The organism is Microtetraspora malaysiensis, assembly GCF_050947145.1.
Lineage (GTDB): Bacteria > Actinomycetota > Actinomycetes > Streptosporangiales > Streptosporangiaceae > Microtetraspora_A > Microtetraspora_A malaysiensis.
This window is the reverse complement of sequence record NZ_CP191998.1, coordinates 9,122,849-9,140,532: the sequence shown is the minus strand read 5'-3', so window position 1 is coordinate 9,140,532 and position 17,684 is coordinate 9,122,849. Positions and strand designations below refer to the sequence as shown.

The following is a 17,684-nucleotide window of genomic DNA, read 5'->3' as shown; positions in this document are numbered from 1 at the left end:
GGTCCGGCACTCCTCCCTAGCGCGGCCCCCGCGTATTCGCCGCGATCTGTTCTTCCACGCCGATCCCGGCCGAGGCTCCCCGGCGGGGCCAGCCCCCGATACGTGATCCACAGAGGGATCCACACGTTATGCACAGGCCGTCGCACAGGTCCCGGGCGCATCCACGTTCGATGGAGGAGAGTCCGGAGGGTTGACAGTAGTGGTGTGCGCGACCTGGGTTCAAGACGTTGTCCACAGCCTACTGGTAGCTGTGGCTGCCTCGTGTGGGCGATCTGGCACCAGGGAAAAATCCCCTCGCCGAGGGGAGAGAGCCGCTCCTTGATCGCAGTCTGGTTTGACCTGTGGCAGGATTCCCGCCTAACGTGTGGAGGTCGGCTGGTCGGCGACGGCTATTTCGCATGTCCACGCACTGGCGAGCCGCACCCTTTGGAATGTTGCGCGCCCGCTTCCGCGGGTGAATCTGATCCTGGAGTCCACTCGTGAGCAAGCGTACTTACCAGCCGAACAACCGTCGTCGCGCGAAGACCCACGGCTTCCGGCTGCGTATGCGCACGCGTGCCGGCCGCGCCATCCTGGCCGCCCGCCGTCGCAAGGGTCGCGCCGAGCTGACCGTCTGACGAGCGAAACCGTTGTCGCCCGCCGTCGTATCGTCGGCGGGCGATAGTCGTAGTTCAAGGAAGTTTCGGTGCTGCCGTCCGCGTCCCGTATGCGACGCGGTGATGAGTTCGCCGACGCGATCCGGCGCGGTCAACGCGCCGGACGCCCCACCCTGGTCGCCCACCTGAACGTGGGCGACAGCGAGGGGCAGCCGTTGGTGGGCTTCGTCGTGAGCAAGGCCGTCGGCGACGCCGTCACCAGAAACCGGGTAAAGCGCAGGCTCAGACACCTGATGCGGGCCCGACTCCACCGGCTTCCGCAAGGTAGCCTGCTTGTGGTACGCGCCAACCCTGCTGCCGCGTCCGCGCGGAGCGAGGACCTGGCCGCCGAACTCGACATCGCGCTCGATCGTTTACTCCGGCGGCGGGGGTCCACGCCGCGGACCCTGACGGATGGACGGTCATGACAGTCGAGCAGTCGAGTCCCGGGCGAGCGGTCGCCTCTGACACGCGGCCCACGCCGGCCGCGCGCGTGCTGCTCGTCCCGATCAAGTTCTACCGGGCGTTCATCAGCCCGGTGCTCGGGCCGCGTTGCCGATTCGAGCCGTCCTGCAGCGCCTACGGGATGGAGGCCATCGCCGTACACGGAGCGGTGCGCGGATCATGGCTGACCATCAGGCGCATCGGGCGTTGCCACCCGTTCCATCCCGGAGGTTACGACCCGGTGCCCCCACCCCGAGGCCGGTCTCACGACACAACGCAAGGGAGCTAGCTCGGTGGAGCTGTCATTCCTCAACTGGCTGTATACCGCCGTGGCGTGGGTGATCACCCACATCCACGCCGGTTACAGCACTTTCCTCTCCCCGAACAGCGGACTGACCTGGGCGCTGACCATCATCACGCTGACCGTGGCGATGCGGATGCTCATCTTCCCCCTCTTCCTCAAGCAGATGCGCTCGTCGAGGAAGATGCAGGAGCTCGCTCCCAAGGTGCAGGAGCTGCGCAAGAAGTACCAGAAGGACAAGCAGCGCATGAACCAGGAGGTCATGCGCGTCTACCAGGAGGCGGGCGCCAACCCGCTGGGCGGCTGCCTGCCCATTGTGGCGCAGTTCCCGATCTTCATCTCCATGTTCACGGTGCTCCGAGCGATCGCCGAGGACAAGGCGAAGTTCGGCATGACCCAGGAGCTCGTGGACAGCGCGCGTCACGCGCACGTTTTCGGGGCACCGCTTCCCTCCACGTTCTTCATGAGCAGCGCCGATATTCAGGCATTCGGCGCCGACCCGCTCATGACGAAGATCGTTCTTGGTTGCTTCGTCGCGGTCAGCTCGCTCACCACGTTCCTCACGGTTCGCCAGAGCGTGAAGCGGTCGATGCAGCAGATGGTCGACAACCCCATGGCGCAGCAGCAGAAGATCCTGATGTACATCTCGCCGCTGTTCGCCGTCTTCAGCCTCAACTTCCAGCTCGGTCTGATCCTCTACTGGGTCACCACCAACCTGTGGACGCTCAGCCAGCAGCACTGGTTCTACAGCCGGCACCCCATGCCGGTCGTGGACGAGAAGGGCAACGTCACGACGCCGCCGCCCTCCAACGGCGTCTTCGGGAAGATACTCGGCAAGCCGAAGGCGGCCGCCCCTTCAGACACTCCGGCCCCACCGGAACCTAAGATCGTTCGTCAGCAGCAGTCGCGACAGTCGCGCAGCAAGCGGACCGGCAGCAAGAAGTCGTAGGAGAAGGAGAGACCGGACGTGACCGAAGCCGAGGAGAGCGTCAAACCTGCTCCCGATGTCGCCGCCCTGGAGCAGGAAGGTGAGATCGCGGCCGACTACGTCGAGGGCCTGTTGGACATCGCCGACATCGACGGCGACATCGACATGGACGTCGAGGGCGACCGGGCGGTCGTGTCGGTGGTCGGTATCAAGGGCAGCGACCTGGTCGGCCCCGGCGGCGAGGTGCTGGAGGCGCTCCAGGAGCTCACCCGGCTCGCCGTGCACCGCCAGACCGGCGAGCGCTCCCGGCTCATGCTCGATGTCGGCGGCTATCGGGAGCGTCGCAGGGCCGAGCTGACCAAGATCGGCGCTGCTGCCGCGGACGACGTGAAGCGCAGTGGGGAGCCCAAGGCGCTCCAGGCGATGACGCCGTTCGAGCGGAAGATCGTGCACGACGCGGTCGCCGCGGCCGGGCTGCGCAGCGAGTCCGAGGGCGAGGAGCCCCGGCGTTTCGTCGTCGTACTTCCCGCGTAATCGCGCTTTCGTTCCGAAGGCCGCCGATCCTCCGAGGGTCGGCGGCCTTTTCCGTACCCGCTGGGGGAGCGCGGGCGGACATACCGGGACAGTTCGCGGGGCCAGTGTGCGGGAACGGGGGCGACCATGCGGCTCCGGCCGGAGCGGGGCGGCTACCCTTACCCCGAGAGCATCCATAGATGAGTGAGTGATGACGGAAAGCAACGAACTGCCCGAGGCGCCCGAAGCGGCGCGTGAGGTATTCACCGGTGAGGCGTTGGGCAGGGCCGAGGCGTTCGCGAAGCTACTCGCGGGCCCCGGAGTGGTGCGCGGACTGATCGGGCCACGCGAGGTTCCCCGGATCTGGGATCGCCATCTGCTCAACTGCGCGGTGGTGGAGGAAGCGGTGCCCGAGGGCACCCGGCTGGTGGACATCGGTTCCGGCGCCGGTCTGCCCGGCCTCGTCCTGGCGATCGTCCGCCCCGACATCACGGTGACGTTGCTCGAACCGCTGCTGCGCCGTACGAACTTCCTGGGGGAGTGCGTGGCGGCGCTGGAGCTGGACAACGTCGAAGTGCTGCGTGGTCGCGCCGAGGAGCTGGCGCGCAAGCGCACGTTCGACATCGCCACAGCGCGGGCGGTTGCTCCGCTTGACCGACTGCTGGCGTGGTCCATGCCTCTTCTTGAGGAAGGCGGCGAACTTCTCGCCATGAAGGGCGAGCGCGCGGCCGAGGAACTCGACGCGGCCGGGCCGCAACTCAAGGCGTACGGAGCGCGTACTGCCGAGCTTGTTACGGTTGGGCGCGGTAAGGTCGAGCCGCCCACCACTCTCGTTCGCGTCGTCGCGGGCCAGTCCCCGGTGCGGAGTGGAAAGGGCACGCGGCACCGACGGAAGAGGTGAAGGTCGTGGCGGGTGCGGCTGGGGGCCTGGGTTGGCCGGAGAATCACATCGCCGTACCCTTGGAGATCGCGTCGGTAGGTCGGCCATCGGGGGTCGGCTGGCCTTTTATCTCTGTTTCGCAGGGTGAAAGGACGACGACCGTGTCCCAGACCCCCCTTACTCCCGGTGATTCGCCGCTGGTACGAGAGGCACTGAGCTCTGTGGTTTCACGTGAAACAGCGACGGCCGCTCCGGCGGCCACGCATTCGATTGGTTACTCCACGCGGGACGAGGAGGCGTGGCCCCGTCCCCCGAAGTGCCGGGTGATGACCGTGGCGAACCAGAAGGGCGGCGTCGGGAAGACCACGACCACCGTCAATCTGGCCGCGGCGCTGTCGATGCACGGGCAGCGGGTCCTGGTGGTCGACCTTGACCCGCAGGGCAACGCGTCGACGGCGTTGGCGACGGAACACCGGTCGGGCGTGCCGTCTGTCTATCAGGTGTTGGTGGACGATCTCCCGCTGGCGTCGATTGTGAAGCCGGTCCCGGAGATGCCGAACCTCTACTGCGCGCCGGCGACCCTCGATCTCGCGGGCGCCGAGATCGAGCTTGTCCCCATGGTGGGCCGGGAGACCCGGCTGAAGCGGGCATTGAACGCTTTCAACTCCATGGAGCTGGATTACATCCTGATCGACTGCCCGCCGTCACTCGGCCTGCTCACGGTGAACGCCATGGCGGCGGCGCAGGAAATTCTGATCCCCATCCAGTGCGAGTACTACGCGCTAGAAGGGCTCACCCAGTTGATGCAGAACGTCGAGCTGGTGCGGGTCCATCTGAACCAGGAGCTGAACGTCTCCACGATCCTGTTGACCATGTACGACGGCCGCACCCGGCTGGCTGCCCAGGTAGCCGAGGAAGTGCGGTCGCACTTCGGGGACACCGTGCTCAAGGCGGTCATCCCGAGAAGCGTCCGCGTCTCCGAGGCGCCCAGCTACAGCCAGTCGGTCATCACCTATGATCCGGGCTCAAGCGGCGCCCTGGCGTACAAGGAGGCCGCCCGGGAGATGGCCTACCGCGGCGCGGCGGTCACCGGGGCGTAGCGGGTCGCGGGCCCGCGAAACGCCCGCACGGCGGTACCCTCTCGTGGTGGAGTGCCCGGCGACTCTGTGATCGCTGGGCACTGTCTTTCGTACGGTGTTGTGCGGCGGTAAGGAGCAGCGGTGTCTCAGCAGCGTCGGGGACTGGGCAAGGGCCTGGGGGCACTGATCCCCACCGGGCCGATCGTCGAGCCGACGATCGCGGCTAGCCCACCGGCGGAGGAGTCCGCGGACTCGGGGCTGCGGCCGGTCGAGGGAGCCTATTTCCAGGAGATCCCCCTCGACGCGATCGTGCCCAACCCGCGCCAGCCGCGTGACGTCTTCGACGGGGAGCGCCTGGACGAGCTGGCGACCTCCATCTCCGAGGTCGGGCTGCTCCAGCCGGTCGTCGTACGTGCTCTCGGCGAGGGGCGCTTCGAGCTGGTCATGGGGGAGCGGCGATGCCGCGCCTCCAAACTCGCCGGCCTGGAGAAGATCCCCGCGATCGTGCGGGGTACCCAGGACGACGAGATGCTCCGCGAGGCGTTGATCGAGAACCTCCAGCGCGAGCAGCTCAACGCGCTGGAGGAGGGCGCGGCGTACCGCCAGCTGCTCGACGACTTCGGGGCCACCCACGAGGTCCTGGCGAAGAAGATCGGCCGGTCCCGCTCGCACATCACCAACACGCTTCGGCTGCTCAACCTGCCCTCGAACGTCCAGCTCCGCCTGGCGGCCGGGACGATCAGCGCCGGCCACGCCCGCGCGCTGCTGGCTCTGGACGACCCTGCGGCCCAGGAACGCCTGGCGACGCGGATCGTCGCGGAGGGCCTCTCGGTCCGTACAGTCGAAGAGATCGTCGCCCTGGGGGAGGCCACCGCCGGTCCCGCTCCTCGCAAGCCCCGCGAGAAGAAGCCGGCGGCGCCCGCCCTGGGGAGGCTGGCGCAGCAGCTCTCTGATCATTTCGAGACCCGGGTGAAGGTGGACCTGGGCAGTCGCAAGGGCCGGATTGTGGTCGAGTTCTCCACGATCGACGACCTGGAGCGCATCATCGGCACCATGGCACCCGACACCATCAACAGCATGCGTGAAGGCGACGAATAGCCAGACCGTGTGAGCGGCGTCGTGTTTCACGTGAAACGCGGCGCCGTTTCCGTGTCTGCCTGCGGGTAGCCGCTGTGGTGAGATCCCCTCTAGCCGGTCGGTAAGCCGTTGGGCTCGGCAGCAGATCCGGGAAGGGGGCTTTGATTCTGGTCGCGGGCGGCGAGGAGCACCTCCGCAAGCCGCCAGATCGAGGCGGACGGCCAGCACGGCGAAGTCCGACGGTCGCGTCGGCGTTTCCGGCCCGAAAGCCGAGGCCTGCAGGACACCCCGCGTGTGAGGCACCCTGGTCCGCACCACTCCGGCCTGGATGGCACACAACGATGCCGCGAGACCACCTTCAGGGTCGCCGGTTAGGGACCGACGGCACCCCATTAGTACCCCGGTGAAAATGAGCACGGTCACGGGGAGTCCTCAGAGCGGCTGAGAGCGCCCATCGAAGACAGATGGCCGAGGGCGGAGAAGTGCGAAGGAGAACGGACGGCGCTGTCGATTCTGCTGGTGCTGGTGCTGGTGCTGGTGCTGGTGCTGGTGCTGGTGCTGGTGCTGGTGTGGCTGTCCTGATGCTTAGGGGCGGTCGGGAGTGCGCCCCGGCGTCGGCTCCTCCCGGCGGGGCATCCTTGGCCGCGGACGTTAACCATCCGCGTTGCAGCGCTCGTCGCCCTTGGAGTGCGCGGAGCCGTCGAGGCACCGAGCGGAAAGCCCAGCATGGCTGTGAGCCGCGACCCTCAATCAGGAAGTACGGCGGGAGAGCGTGGCGCGGAAGCAGATCCTGGCCGCCCAGACGCCGGCGTGGCGGCTGTTGCCGGCAAAGGTGGTCATCGCCTTGCGGAAACGCTTGGGGTAGGCCCAGCGGAAGCCGAGTGCGCGGTGTCTGCCCGGCTGGCGGGTGACCGGAGCACAACCCCCCGAGTAGCTCTCGTTGTAGCGCCTACGGGTGCCAGCCACCGGCAGAGCGCGCCTTCCCGTCGATTTCGCCTCGCGCGAGCACCATCATCAGCTCACGCTCAGCACATTCGGTCACTCCATCTCGGCCCGTGACGGAGAGCGTGGGATGGCGTGGCAGGGGAGCGGTTTCACGTGAAACAAGAGAGGCCTGCCGGGCGGCCGGCGCCAACGATCCGCTCACGTTCCCTTCCCGCCCAGGCCGCTCCTGTCCAGCGTGTGATCAGCAAGCCGGGATGCGAGTGCTCCCGACGCCGGCTCGTCGCCCTGTGAGGTCTTCGGGTGGCTTGAGAGGCGCGGCAAGGCATGTAGTGGGCGCATGTGAGTGGCGGCATGACAGAGGTGGGCAGCAGAACGCGGGAGCCGTGGCGGGGCGAATCGCTGCGGCACTACGAGCGGCTCGCGAGAGGGACCGCCGCCCGTGACGGAAAGCGCGACGAATGACATGGCCGGAGAAGGAGAGCGTGGGAACGGCGGGACAGGAGGCAGAGAGCGTGAGGAACGGCGTGGGAATCGATGCCGCACGGGACTGTGAGTGGCTCGCCAGAGATATCTCCGGCCGGTGAGGGAGAGCGTCGAGGGGCTCGACACCCAGGGGGTGGCGGGCGCTGTGGGCCCGCCACCACATCGGTCGGGTGACGACAGGCCCCTGGCCACGCCGGGCTCTGGGGCCACACGCGGCGCGATGAACACATGCGGCACGAACACACCGGGCCGGGGGCCCGGACTACGACCACGCCTGGGGACGCAGCAGGTCGTGGGGGAACGGTGGGGCAACGGAGGGAGCGCTGCAGGAATCGGCCGGGCAAGCGAGGAAGAGCTTGGGGAGCGGCAGGCGAGGGGAGGGGTTTCACGTGAAACGCGAGAGAGACTTGCCGACAACCTGGTCGCGGGCAAAGGTGAGAACGCGTCCGGAGGGCGGCGGAAGGCGGTCCGGTCGGCGGCGGTCCGCGTCCGGGTGTCCCGTTGACGCATCACCTCTGCGGACCACCCCGACGGATCACCTGTCGAATCACCCCGGCACATCGCCGCGCCGGGTCACCTCGGTGAGTCGCCTCTATGCCGGGACGCGACGGCCCGGAGCGGACCCGGCAGGGCGCCGCGCTCGCCCGCCGTCCCGGCTCCTGGCGCCCCGTGGCGTACGAGTGAGCGCGGCGCGCTTCGACAGGTCCCTCTTATGTGGATGGGCGTCAGCCGCGTCGGGCGGCGAGTTCGAGGAGTCCCTTGCAGAGGGAGCCGAGATCCCGCCCGGCCGCCTCGGCCGCCATCGGGAGCAATGAGGTCTCGGTCATTCCGGGGGCGACGTTCACCTCGAGGAAGAAGGGGCGGCCGGTCTCGTCCACGATGAGGTCGGTACGGGAGACGTCCCGCAGCCCGAGCGCGGCATGCGCGGTGACGGCCATCGCGGCGCACGCCTCGGCGTCCTCCGGCGACAGGCGGGCGGGAGCGAAGAACTCGGTGTGCCCGGCCGTGTAGCGGGCGGCGTAGTCGTAGACGCCGCTGTCGGGCACGATCTCCACGGGCGGCAGGGCCACCGGGCCGTCACCGAGGTCCACGACGGACACGGCGACTTCCACGCCCGCGATGTACTTCTCGATCAGCACGGTGTCGCCGTACGCGAAGCAGCCGACCATCGCGGCGGGCAGCTCCTCGGCGGACCGCACGATGGAGGCGCCGAGCGCGGAGCCGCCGCGAGAAGGCTTGACGAACAGCGGCAGGCCGAGCCGGTCCACGATGCGGGCGAGGACCGCCGTCGCGCCGAGGTCGTGGAAGGTCTCCTTGGGCAGGGAGATCGAGTCGGGGGTGTTCAGCCCCCAGGAGCGGACGACCGCCTTGGCCGTCGGCTTGTCGTAGGCGACCCGACAGGCGTCGGGGGTGGCCCCGACATACGGCACGTTGAGGAGTTCCAGCACGGAACGGATCGCGCCGTCCTCGCCGGCTCCGCCGTGCAGCGTCACGAAGACGGCGTCCGGCGGGTCGGCGAGCATGGCGGGGACGAGGGTGGCGTCGGTGTCGCGGGTCTCGACGACCACTCCGGCCGCACGCAGGACCTCGCTGACCCGGCGGCCGGAGCGGATGGAGACCTCGCGCTCGTAGGAAAGGCCCCCCGCCAACACCAGCACATGCGCCAAGTCACTCATAGGGAGAGGGCCCTTTCTCACTTCGGATTCCGGTACGGCCAGCCCGAACAGGCTAGCCGTACCGGAACTTCAGGCGAGGTCGGGACCCGGCGTGTCGACTCCGGGGTGGTCCGGCGCGGAGCCGGTGCCGAAGGTGTCGCGCAGCTGCAGCTCCTGCTCGATCACCCCGGCGAGCCGGCGCACGCCCTCGCGGATGCGCTCCGGCTTGGGGTAGCAGTAGGAGAGCCGCATGTGCTGCGCGCCGCCGCCGTCGGCGTAGAAGCCGGTGCCGGGGACGAACGCGACACGCTCGGCCACCGCGCGCGGCAGGATCGCCTTGGAGTTGAGCCCCTCGGGGAGGGTCATCCACACAAAGAACCCGCCGGCGGGACGAGTCCACGAGCAACCGGCGGGCATCAGCACCTCAAGTGCGCCGAGAAGGGCGTTGCGCCGTTCCCGGTACAACTCTCGGAAGGATTTGATCTGCTCGCGCCACGGCTGGGTGGCGAGGTACTGCCCGACGGCGAGTTGGGTGAAGGTCGAGTGTGACAACACCGCCGACTCCATCGCGAGGACCAGCTTCTCGCGGATCGCGTGCGGCGCGAGCGCCCAGCCCACCCGGAAACCGGGGGCGAGGGTCTTGGAGAACGAGCCGAGGTAGACCACTCCGTCGGGGTCGTCGGCGCGCAGCGCGCGATACGGCTCGCTGTCGAACCCGAGCAGCCCGTACGGATTGTCCTCGACGACCAGGACGCCGGCCCGCTGGCAGATCTCCAGCACCTGCCGGCGGCGGACCTCGTTGAGGGTCACGCCCGCCGGGTTCTGGAAGGTGGGGATGGTGTAGAGGAACTTGACCCGCCGGCCGGCGGTGTGCAGCGCGTAGATCGTCTGCGCGAGCGACTCGGGGATGAGGCCCTGGTCGTCCATCGCGACGTGGATGACGTTCGCCTGGTACGCGCTGAACGTGCCGAGCGCTCCCACGTAGGAGGGGCCCTCGGCGAGAACCACGTCGCCCGGGTCGATGAAGATCCGGGTGATCAGGTCGAGGGCCTGCTGGGATCCCACGGTGACGACGACGTCGTCCGCCCCGGCCTCGATGCCCTCCAGGCGCATGACCTCGCAGATCTGCTCACGCAGATCGGGGTCTCCCTGGCCGGAGCCGTACTGCAGCGCGACCGGGCCGCGCCGGGCGACCAGGTCGGCGACCAGCTCGCCGACCACGTCGAGGGGGAGGGCCGTGACGTACGGCATGCCGCCGGCGAGCGAGACCACCTCGGGCCTCGACGCGACGGCGAAGAGAGCTCGAACCTCGGAGGCGACCATCCCGGTAGCTCGTGCGGCGTACCGATCGACATAGGCGTCAATTCGCGACCCTTGGGGCGCGGTCGTCCGACCGTGATCGAGCTCGTGCGTCACGGTCCACCTCCGTTCATAGCCGAGAAACCAGACTACGGCAGCGCCGCGGTTCGATCGCCGCCGGGTTGCCGGCCGATGACGCGGTGCGACCCCGGAGGTGGCCCTCCGGAAGGCGTCCCAGTACGGCGACCGAGCGGGTTCGCTGAGTTACGATGCCAGCGGAAGGCGCGATGGTCGTGTGGTTTTCCACACATCCGGCGGCGTTTTCGGGGGCTCATGTACTCCTCTCGGGGATTGGGGCAACACGTGTCGCGTCGGCTGGCCAACGTCACTTTGGACAATCTGGACGATCTGCCGAGGCGATGCCGACGCTGCGTCTTCTGGGAGCTCGACCCGATGAGCGGCGAGCGCGCGGTGCAGGCGGGCGACCCGGGCCTGGAGAAGGAGGCGTGGATCTCCGCCACCCTGCTGGAGTGGGGGAGCTGCGGCAAAATCGCGTACGTCGACGGGGTCGCGGCGGGCTTCGTGCTGTACGCGCCGCCGCTGTACGTGCCGCGCTCGGTGGCGTTCCCTACGTCGCCGGTCAGCTCGGACGCGGTGCTGCTGATGACGGCGCACATCATCCCGGAGTTCTCGGGGGGCGGCCTGGGCCGGATGCTCGTGCAGGGCGTCGCCAAGGACCTCACCCGGCGCGGAGTCCGGGCGATCGAGGCGTTCGGCGACCTGAAGTGGGAGCAGCCGAGCTGCGTGGTGCCCGCCGAGTACCTGCTCTCCGTAGGGTTTAAGACGGTACGCCCGCATCTGAGGTTTCCCCGGCTCCGCCTGGAGCTGAAGTCGGCCGTCTCGTGGCGCGAGGACGTCGAGGTGGCCCTGGAGAGACTGCTGGGCTCCATGAGTCCGGAGCGGGCGCTTCGCCCGGTCTAAGACGATCTCAGCGCCCCCTGTGGGCGGAGACGCGGAAGCCCCCTGCGCCGCGGACGGCGAGGGGGCTTCGCTGTGGGTGGGTGCCGCCGGGAAGGCGGTCGGGCACCAACCGGTGTCAGATGATGCCCTCGAGCTCGCGAAGCAGCATCGCCTTCGGCTTGGCGCCGATGATCTGCTTCACGACCTCTCCACCCTTGTAGACGTTCATCGTCGGGATCTGGAGTACGCCGTAGTCCCGAGGAGTGGCGGGGTTCTCGTCGATGTTCAGCTTGACGATGGTCAGCCGCTCGGCGTTCTCGGCCGCGATCTCCTCCAGGATCGGCGCGACCTGGCGGCACGGACCGCACCACTCAGCCCAGAAGTCGACGAGGACGGGCTTGTCGCTCTTGAGGACTTCGGCTCCGAAGGTGGCGTCGGTCACGCTCTTGATGGCGCCCAATGTTCTCTCCCCTTGCTCGGTGTGGAGGGTTCAACCGCGGGGACCGGCCCCGCATTCCCCGGGTCAGCTGTTCTGGTGGGCGAGCCAGCGCTCGGCGTCGATGGAGGCGGCGCAGCCCGTGCCCGCGGCGGTGATCGCCTGGCGGTAGGTGTGGTCCACGACGTCGCCCGCCGCGAAGACACCCTCGATGTTGGTGCGAGTGCTCGGCGCCTCGACCTGGATGTACCCCTCGGCGTCCAGGTTCACCTGGCCCTTGAACAGCTCGGTGCGCGGGTCGTGGCCGATCGCGACGAACAGGCCGCCCGCGGGGAGCTCGGTCTCCTCGCCGGTCTTGCGGTTGCGGATCCGCACGGCGGTGACCTTGTTCTCGCCGACCACGTCGACGACCTCGCTGTCCCAGACGAACCGGATCTTGTCGTTGGCGAACGCCCGCTCCTGCATGATCTTGCTGGCGCGCAGCTCGTCGCGACGGTGGATGACGGTTACGGACGACCCGAAGCGGGTGAGGAAGAGGGCCTCCTCCATCGCGGTGTCGCCGCCGCCGACCACGATGATGTCCTGACCGCGGAAGAAGAAGCCGTCGCAGGTGGCGCACCAGGAGACGCCGTGGCCGGACAGCCGCTTCTCGTTCTCCAGGCCCAGCTCCCGGTAGCCCGACCCGGTGGCGAGGACGACGGCCTTCGCGTAGAAGGTGCCGGAGTGGGTCTTGACGACCTTCGGGTTGGCGTTCAGGTCGACCTCGACCACGTCGTCGGCGACCAGCTCGGCCCCGAACCGCTCGGCCTGCTTGCGCAGGTTGTCCATGAGATCGGGTCCCATGATGCCGTCGGGGAAGCCGGGGAAGTTCTCCACGTCGGTGGTGTTCATGAGGGCGCCGCCCGCGGTCACCGACCCCTCGAACACCAGGGGTTTCAGCTCCGCGCGGGCCGAGTAGACGGCCGCCGTGTAGCCGGCGGGCCCCGACCCGATGATGATCACGTTACGGACGTCGCTCAACGGTCTGCCTTTCGCTCCGGGTGATGCAGTCGCGTCAACAGATCCTAGGCGTCCGGGATTCCCCTCAGTCCTTTCCGCCGCTTCGGGCCGTTAACGAAGGCAGCCCTCCGCCGTGGTGGCGAAGGGCTGCCGGAGATCGTCTGTACGGTGGGTCACTTCCAGGTGGCGAGGCCATCGGAACGGAGGCTCTTGCAGGAGGAGTCGACCACCACCACGCGGACCGCGTTGATGTTCTGGTCCTCCCAGAAGGCCATGATCGTGGCCTCGTTGCCGTTGTAGAACGCCTTGTCCACCCCGATGGGCCGGCGGTCGAGCTGGTCGGAGAACCGCTTGACGCACTTGTCGAGCGACTCGTCGTCGTTGGCTCCGAACCCTGCGGGGGCGGGGGCGAAGTACCCGAGCAGCGAGCCGCTCAGCTCCCGGTTCGTGTAGTTGTGGTCACTCTTGGAAACCGTGTAGGCCAGGACCGACGCGTCGGTCGAGGGTGTCCCGGCCGACCCGGAGATGTGGATCCTGGACGGCGCCGAGCCACCCTGGGCGGACAGCATGGTCGTGGCCACTCCGGTGCCGCCGATGACGACCGCGGCCGCGGCCGCCGCCACGGCGGGCATCCGCCACATGCGTCGTTGCTTCCTGGGGACGACCGGGACGACGGTGCCGTCGTCCGCGACCACGCCGAGGGAGGCCACGGCGGGCGTGTCCTCCTCCTTGGGCGCCGCCGTCTCCCACGGGGCGTCCCGCATGATCCGGCCCCAGTCGGGGGTCTCCACGAGGCGGAGTCCCCGGTTGCCGAGGTCGCCTGTGCTCTCCACGTCGCGGGACGCTTCGGCGGCCAGCGCGCGATCGATGCGCATGGCGACACCCAACGGCATCGCCGGCACCGGGACCGCGGCCAGCACCTCCCGAACCGCCGCCAGGTCGGCAAGGCTCTCCCCGCAGGGATCGCAGACCGCGAGATGCTCGCGGACCCGCCGTGCCGTGGCGTCGTCGAGGAGTCCCTCCGCCAGTTCGGCGAGGATCTCCAGGTCGTAGTGCGTATCACCCGTCACGAAGTTCTGCTCCCTTCGCGGATGAGACGCGGGTGCGCCCCGATCGGTTCCGCAGATGCGAAAGAATCGGGGCAAGTTTGGCGCGTCCACGCGCGCAGCGGCTCTTGACGGTGCCGGCGGGGACGCCGAGCACCCCGGCCGCGTCCTCCACCGAATAGCCCATCATGTCGACCAGGACCAGGGCCGCCCGCTGGTCGGCGGGCAGCATCTTGAGCGCGGACGAGACGTCCATCGACACCTCGCGCTCACCGGCCTGATCGGCCATGGGCGCGTCCCGCTCGGCGGCCTCGATCAGCTCGTCGTCGGCCACCGGCCGTACCGACTTGCGCCGCATCCTGTCGAGGCAGGCGTTCACCACGATGCGGTGCAGCCACGTCGTGACCGCGGCCTCGCCGCGGAAGCTCTCCGCCTTGCGGTAGGCGGACACGAACGCGTCCTGCACGGCGTCGGCCGCCTCGTCCGGGTCGCCGAGGGTCCGCAGGGCGACGGCCCACATGCGGTCCCGGTGGCGCTTGACGATCTCACTGAACGCGTGCGGATCGCCGTTGATGTGGCGGCTGAGGAGGTCGGCATCGCTCACCGCCGACCGGGCAGCGTGCTCAGCCGGGGGAGGGTTCTCAGGTGGGGAGTTCACTTGGCCTGCTATGCCGATCCGGGGGAATGCACGATTACGTCATAGATGGTGCCACGATACCTACCCTCATGGGGCGGAAGCCGGGTGAACCAGATCAAAACGTATTGACCTGTGACCGGCTTGCCGGGCGTGAGGGTGACCGTCCCGGAGACGTTCTTGACCTCGGCCACGGTCTTCAGCACGCTCAGGTCGGCGGCGTTCCCGACCTTGAGCTGCACGGACGCGCCGGGCGTGTTCGCCAGCGTCACCATGACGTCGGAGATCGCGACCGGCTGGTTCATGTCGAGGATGAGCCCGACACCCTCCTTCAACCGGCCGAAGTCCGCGCTGTTGTAGCTCGTGGTGTGCCAGTCGGTGGACGGCTTGCCGTCGATGGCGTAGTGGGAGAGCTGGGGGTTCTCCTCCTGATCGTCCCCGAGCGGGTCGAACCCGACCGCGCTGCCCGGCTTGACGACCACCGGCGAAGGTGTGGCTGTCGGCGCCTCGGTCGGTGTGGGCGTGGCGACCGGGTTGTTCCCGAGGCTGCGGCCCACCGTCCAGGCGCCGAGCCCGACCACCAGCATGACCGCGATCACCAGGACGGCGACCAGGACCCGGCTGAGCGTCCCCGACGATGCGGGAGGGCGCATGCCGGGGTTCGTGTTGTGCCCCATCGGGGGAGCGGGCGGCATGGTGGGCGGCCGCGAGGTGAGCGTGTCCGGCGCCTCGGACGGCAGCACCGCCGGAGGAACCGAGCCCACCGGGGCGGGGGCGGGGCGCGGCACCTCCGAGAGGGCCTCGGCGACCTCCGCCGGGGTGGACAGCGGCGCCAGCCCGCGCCGGCTCTCCGGCAGCAGCGCCCGGCAGGTGATGGTGTCCAGGTAGCCCGGCACACCCGCGGTGACCTGGCGCGGGGTGCACACCTTGTCGTCGTCCATGGGCGCCGGGGGGAGACCGGTGTCCTCGTCGCTCGGCCAATGGCCGGTCAACGCGGCGTACAGCAGCCGGCCGAGGCCCTCGGCATCGTCCCGGGCCGGGTCGTCGCTGGTCAGGCCGACGATCGCGGCGTCCACGGCGAGGCCGAGCAGCTTCACCGTGCTGCTGGAGGTCCACATCAGCCGGGCGGGCGTGAGCTGCAGATGGGTCAGCCCCGCCTCGTGCGCGTGCGCCAGCGCCTCGGCCGCCTCCGCGACCAGCGAGGCGCCGCGCTCGGGCTCCAGCCCGCCGGCCGAGAGCAGGTCGGCGAGCGAGTCGCCGCTCACCCACTCGCTCACGACGTACGCGGTGCCGTCCTCGTCGGCCGCGTCGAACACCTGGGTCAGGCGGGGGTCGGTGAGGCGGCTCGCCGCGCGAGCGGCCAGCACGACCTCGTTCACCCGGTCGAACTCGGGGGCGAAGGTGTGTACGGCGACCGGGCGGGCCAGGATCTCGTCGATGGCCTTCCAGAGGGTGACGCCGTTGGACTCGCTCACGCAGTCTTCAAGCCGGAACCGATCGGCCAGACGAGACCCCGGTTCGACCGTGGACATACTCATCAGGCCGCCTTACCCCACCGCCGACCGGCACGCATCGGACGATGCCGGGTGGATCTGCCCACGCCTTCTCGCTTCCGCTCGCCGGTCGAACTCTTTTGGCGCACCATGCTAGTGCCGTACTGGTCCTGCCCGCCTTCCCCTTGGGGCACGGCTGGCACGCGGCAGGCGTTCCCTAGCGCCTTACCCGTCCCGCGACCATTCCAATGATGGAGCTGACCTCCGGGATCCGCATCTTGTGCGCCGTGGCGAGGTAAAGCACCATGCCCAGCCCGCCGCCAGCCGCCAGCACGATCGCCGAGGTGAGTGCGGTGATGTCGGCGAACTGCCGGGTCAGCCACAGCGCGACCAGCGCGACCAGCGCGGCCGGGATCGCCGCGAAGTACATCTGCGAGAGCCCCGCGACCACGTCGCGGCCGCCGAGGCCGCCGACCTTGCGGCTGGCCAGCGTCCACGCCACTCCGGTGCCCAGCACGTATGCGATCATGAAGGAGAACGCCAGCCCGATCACGATGTAGCGCGGCGGGAGCACGAAGTACGCGACGAGGCTGAGCGCCGCGTTGATCGCGACGTTCACCGCGCCGAGGATCGTGGGCGTCCTCGTGTCGCCGAAGCTGTAGAACACCCGCAGCAGGAGCTGGAAGATCGAGAACGGCACCAGCGCCAGCCCGAAGACCTGCAGCACGTTGCCGATGTAGAGGGCGTTGCCCCCGGTCATCCGGCCCCAGGAGAAGATCAGGGTCGTCACCGCGGGGCCGAGCACCATGAGCAGCAGTCCGGCCGGCACGATGACCGCCGAGATGAGCCGCACCGCCGACCCGAACTCGCCGCGCGCCGAGTCGAACTCGCCGTCTGTGACGTACCGGCTCATCCGGGGCAGCATGGCCGTGATCACCGACACCGCGATGATGCCGTACGGGAGCTGGAAGAGCTGGAAGGCGTAGGCGTAGGCGCTGTTGCCCGCGCCCGGAGCCCGCTCGCCCGCGCCGGTGGCGAGCTTCGTGGTGACCAGGAAGCCGAGCTGGGTGATACCGACGTAGACGAAGGTCCAACTCGCCGTCTTGGCGGCCTCACCGAGCCCGGTGCCGCGCAGCCCGAAGCGGGGGCGGAACCGGAACCCGGCCCGGTGCAGCGCGATGATCAGGATGATCGCCTGCGCCACGATGCCCGCCGTCGTCCCCCCGCCGAGGAGCACCAGGTCGCGGTCGGTCACCTCCTCGATGTTCGCCGAGGCGCCGCCGACGACGATGTAGGTGATGCCGACCCCGATGACCACGATGTTGTTCAGCACCGGCGCCCACATCGGGGCGGCGAACCTGTCGCGGGTGTTGAGGATGGCGCCGGCCAGTGCGCCGATCCCGAAGAACGCGATCTGCGGCAGGATCAGCATCGCCAGCGTGGTGGCGATCTCGACCTTGCGTGGCGTCCAGTTGTCGGCCGTGTAGAGCTGCATGAGCGGCCCGGCCAGGACCACGCCCAGCACGGCGATCGCGGTGAGGATGAGGATGGCGAGGGTCATCAGCCGCTGCTCGAACGCCTCGCCCGAGTCGGCGTCCTGCTTCTGTGCGCGAACGATCAGCGGCACGATCACGCTGCTCAGCACGCCGCCGATGAGCAGGTCGAACAGGATGTACGGGATCTGGTAGGCGGCGTTGTAGGCGTCCCCGAGGGCCCATGTGCCGATGGCCGCGGCGATCACCGCGGTCCGCAGGAAGCCGGTGAGCCGGGACACCATCGTCCCGGCCATCATGATCGCGCTCGCGCGCAGCATCCTGCTCATGCCCGTCCCTCACCCGGTGGCTCGGGACCGCGGTCGCTGGGGGCGTCGATCCGCT

18 protein-coding genes are annotated in these 17,684 nt (G+C 69.0%); 9 read left to right on the top strand and 9 right to left on the bottom strand.

The window, feature by feature from the left end; translation table 11 throughout:
* Positions 1-479 precede the first annotated feature (479 nt).
* From rpmH to ACQP1V_RS42610, 8 genes are all read left to right on the top strand, one after another.
* The gene (gene rpmH, locus ACQP1V_RS42645; RefSeq protein ID WP_015772801.1) at positions 480-617 is read left to right on the top strand and encodes a 50S ribosomal protein L34; all 138 of its coding nucleotides are present in this window, start codon (positions 480-482) and stop codon (positions 615-617) included.
* Positions 618-685: 68 nt separating this feature from the next.
* Complete coding sequence (gene rnpA / locus ACQP1V_RS42640) at positions 686-1,063, top strand: ribonuclease P protein component (RefSeq protein ID WP_433417425.1); 378 nt, start codon at positions 686-688, stop codon at positions 1,061-1,063.
* A complete protein-coding gene (yidD, locus tag ACQP1V_RS42635; protein ID WP_387413894.1) occupies positions 1,060-1,368 on the top strand; it encodes a membrane protein insertion efficiency factor YidD in 309 nt (102 codons plus the stop codon). The genes rnpA and yidD overlap by 4 nt, the downstream gene beginning before the upstream one ends.
* Positions 1,369-1,372: 4 nt before the next feature.
* A complete protein-coding gene (gene yidC / locus ACQP1V_RS42630) occupies positions 1,373-2,329 on the top strand; it encodes a membrane protein insertase YidC (RefSeq protein WP_387413895.1) in 957 nt (318 codons plus the stop codon).
* 18 nt (positions 2,330-2,347) lie between these two features.
* Positions 2,348-2,842 (top strand): protein jag, encoded by a 495-nt coding sequence (locus ACQP1V_RS42625; RefSeq protein ID WP_387413897.1) that lies wholly within the window; start codon positions 2,348-2,350, stop codon positions 2,840-2,842.
* A gap of 190 nt (positions 2,843-3,032) precedes the next feature.
* The gene (gene rsmG, locus ACQP1V_RS42620; protein WP_067137570.1) at positions 3,033-3,722 is read left to right on the top strand and encodes a 16S rRNA (guanine(527)-N(7))-methyltransferase RsmG; all 690 of its coding nucleotides are present in this window, start codon (positions 3,033-3,035) and stop codon (positions 3,720-3,722) included.
* A 305-nt stretch (positions 3,723-4,027) separates the two neighbouring features.
* On the top strand, positions 4,028-4,801 hold the full coding sequence (locus ACQP1V_RS42615) for a ParA family protein (protein ID WP_387413899.1): 774 nt from the start codon (positions 4,028-4,030) through the stop codon (positions 4,799-4,801).
* A gap of 120 nt (positions 4,802-4,921) precedes the next feature.
* Positions 4,922-5,878 carry a ParB/RepB/Spo0J family partition protein gene (locus ACQP1V_RS42610; RefSeq protein ID WP_433417420.1) on the top strand — a complete coding sequence of 319 codons (957 nt, stop codon included), beginning with the start codon at positions 4,922-4,924 and terminating at the stop codon, positions 5,876-5,878.
* A 729-nt stretch (positions 5,879-6,607) separates the two neighbouring features.
* Here ACQP1V_RS42610 and ACQP1V_RS42605 read toward each other — a convergent pair.
* From ACQP1V_RS42605 to ACQP1V_RS42595, 3 genes are all read right to left on the bottom strand, one after another.
* The gene (locus tag ACQP1V_RS42605) at positions 6,608-6,823 is read right to left on the bottom strand and encodes a hypothetical protein (RefSeq protein WP_433417417.1); all 216 of its coding nucleotides are present in this window, start codon (positions 6,821-6,823) and stop codon (positions 6,608-6,610) included.
* Between the two features lie 1,187 nt (positions 6,824-8,010).
* Entirely contained in the window at positions 8,011-8,961 is a 951-nt protein-coding gene (locus ACQP1V_RS42600) for a D-alanine--D-alanine ligase family protein (RefSeq protein ID WP_387413902.1), read from the bottom strand.
* Between the two features lie 69 nt (positions 8,962-9,030).
* Positions 9,031-10,263: a PLP-dependent aminotransferase family protein gene (locus ACQP1V_RS42595; RefSeq protein ID WP_084259296.1), complete on the bottom strand. Its 1,233-nt coding sequence runs from the start codon at positions 10,261-10,263 to the stop codon at positions 9,031-9,033.
* A 339-nt stretch (positions 10,264-10,602) separates the two neighbouring features.
* On the opposite strand from ACQP1V_RS42595, the gene ACQP1V_RS42590 reads away from it, so the two are divergent.
* Complete coding sequence (locus ACQP1V_RS42590) at positions 10,603-11,220, top strand: GNAT family N-acetyltransferase (RefSeq protein WP_432869216.1); 618 nt, start codon at positions 10,603-10,605, stop codon at positions 11,218-11,220.
* Between the two features lie 115 nt (positions 11,221-11,335).
* Here the strand turns inward: ACQP1V_RS42590 and trxA are convergent, their stop codons facing one another.
* The 6 genes from trxA to murJ form a co-directional block, all read right to left on the bottom strand.
* On the bottom strand, positions 11,336-11,659 hold the full coding sequence (gene trxA, locus ACQP1V_RS42585; RefSeq protein WP_433417414.1) for a thioredoxin: 324 nt from the start codon (positions 11,657-11,659) through the stop codon (positions 11,336-11,338).
* 63 nt (positions 11,660-11,722) lie between these two features.
* The gene (gene trxB / locus ACQP1V_RS42580) at positions 11,723-12,655 is read right to left on the bottom strand and encodes a thioredoxin-disulfide reductase (protein WP_433417411.1); all 933 of its coding nucleotides are present in this window, start codon (positions 12,653-12,655) and stop codon (positions 11,723-11,725) included.
* Between the two features lie 152 nt (positions 12,656-12,807).
* Positions 12,808-13,704, bottom strand: coding sequence for an anti-sigma factor family protein (locus tag ACQP1V_RS42575; protein ID WP_433417408.1), 897 nt, complete (start codon positions 13,702-13,704; stop codon positions 12,808-12,810).
* Complete coding sequence (sigM, locus tag ACQP1V_RS42570) at positions 13,694-14,338, bottom strand: RNA polymerase sigma factor SigM (RefSeq protein WP_387413910.1); 645 nt, start codon at positions 14,336-14,338, stop codon at positions 13,694-13,696. The genes ACQP1V_RS42575 and sigM overlap by 11 nt, the downstream gene beginning before the upstream one ends.
* An 8-nt stretch (positions 14,339-14,346) precedes the next feature.
* Entirely contained in the window at positions 14,347-15,789 is a 1,443-nt protein-coding gene (locus tag ACQP1V_RS42565; RefSeq protein ID WP_387413912.1) for a serine/threonine protein kinase, read from the bottom strand.
* A gap of 235 nt (positions 15,790-16,024) precedes the next feature.
* On the bottom strand, positions 16,025-17,629 hold the full coding sequence (gene murJ, locus ACQP1V_RS42560; RefSeq protein ID WP_433417405.1) for a murein biosynthesis integral membrane protein MurJ: 1,605 nt from the start codon (positions 17,627-17,629) through the stop codon (positions 16,025-16,027).
* Positions 17,630-17,684 lie beyond the last annotated feature (55 nt).

What these genes read in the sequence shown, in the direction of transcription:
- yidD (WP_387413894.1), top strand. Translation starts at nt 1,060, where the DNA reads ATGACAGTCGAGCAGTCGAGTCCCGGGCGAGCGGTCGCCTCTGACACG.
- rsmG (WP_067137570.1), top strand. Translation starts at nt 3,033, where the DNA reads ATGACGGAAAGCAACGAACTGCCCGAGGCGCCCGAAGCGGCGCGTGAG.
- ACQP1V_RS42615 (WP_387413899.1), top strand. Translation starts at nt 4,028, where the DNA reads ATGACCGTGGCGAACCAGAAGGGCGGCGTCGGGAAGACCACGACCACC.
- ACQP1V_RS42600 (WP_387413902.1), bottom strand. Translation starts at nt 8,961, where the DNA reads ATGAGTGACTTGGCGCATGTGCTGGTGTTGGCGGGGGGCCTTTCCTAC.
- ACQP1V_RS42595 (WP_084259296.1), bottom strand. Translation starts at nt 10,263, where the DNA reads ATGGTCGCCTCCGAGGTTCGAGCTCTCTTCGCCGTCGCGTCGAGGCCC.
- murJ (WP_433417405.1), bottom strand. Translation starts at nt 17,629, where the DNA reads ATGAGCAGGATGCTGCGCGCGAGCGCGATCATGATGGCCGGGACGATG.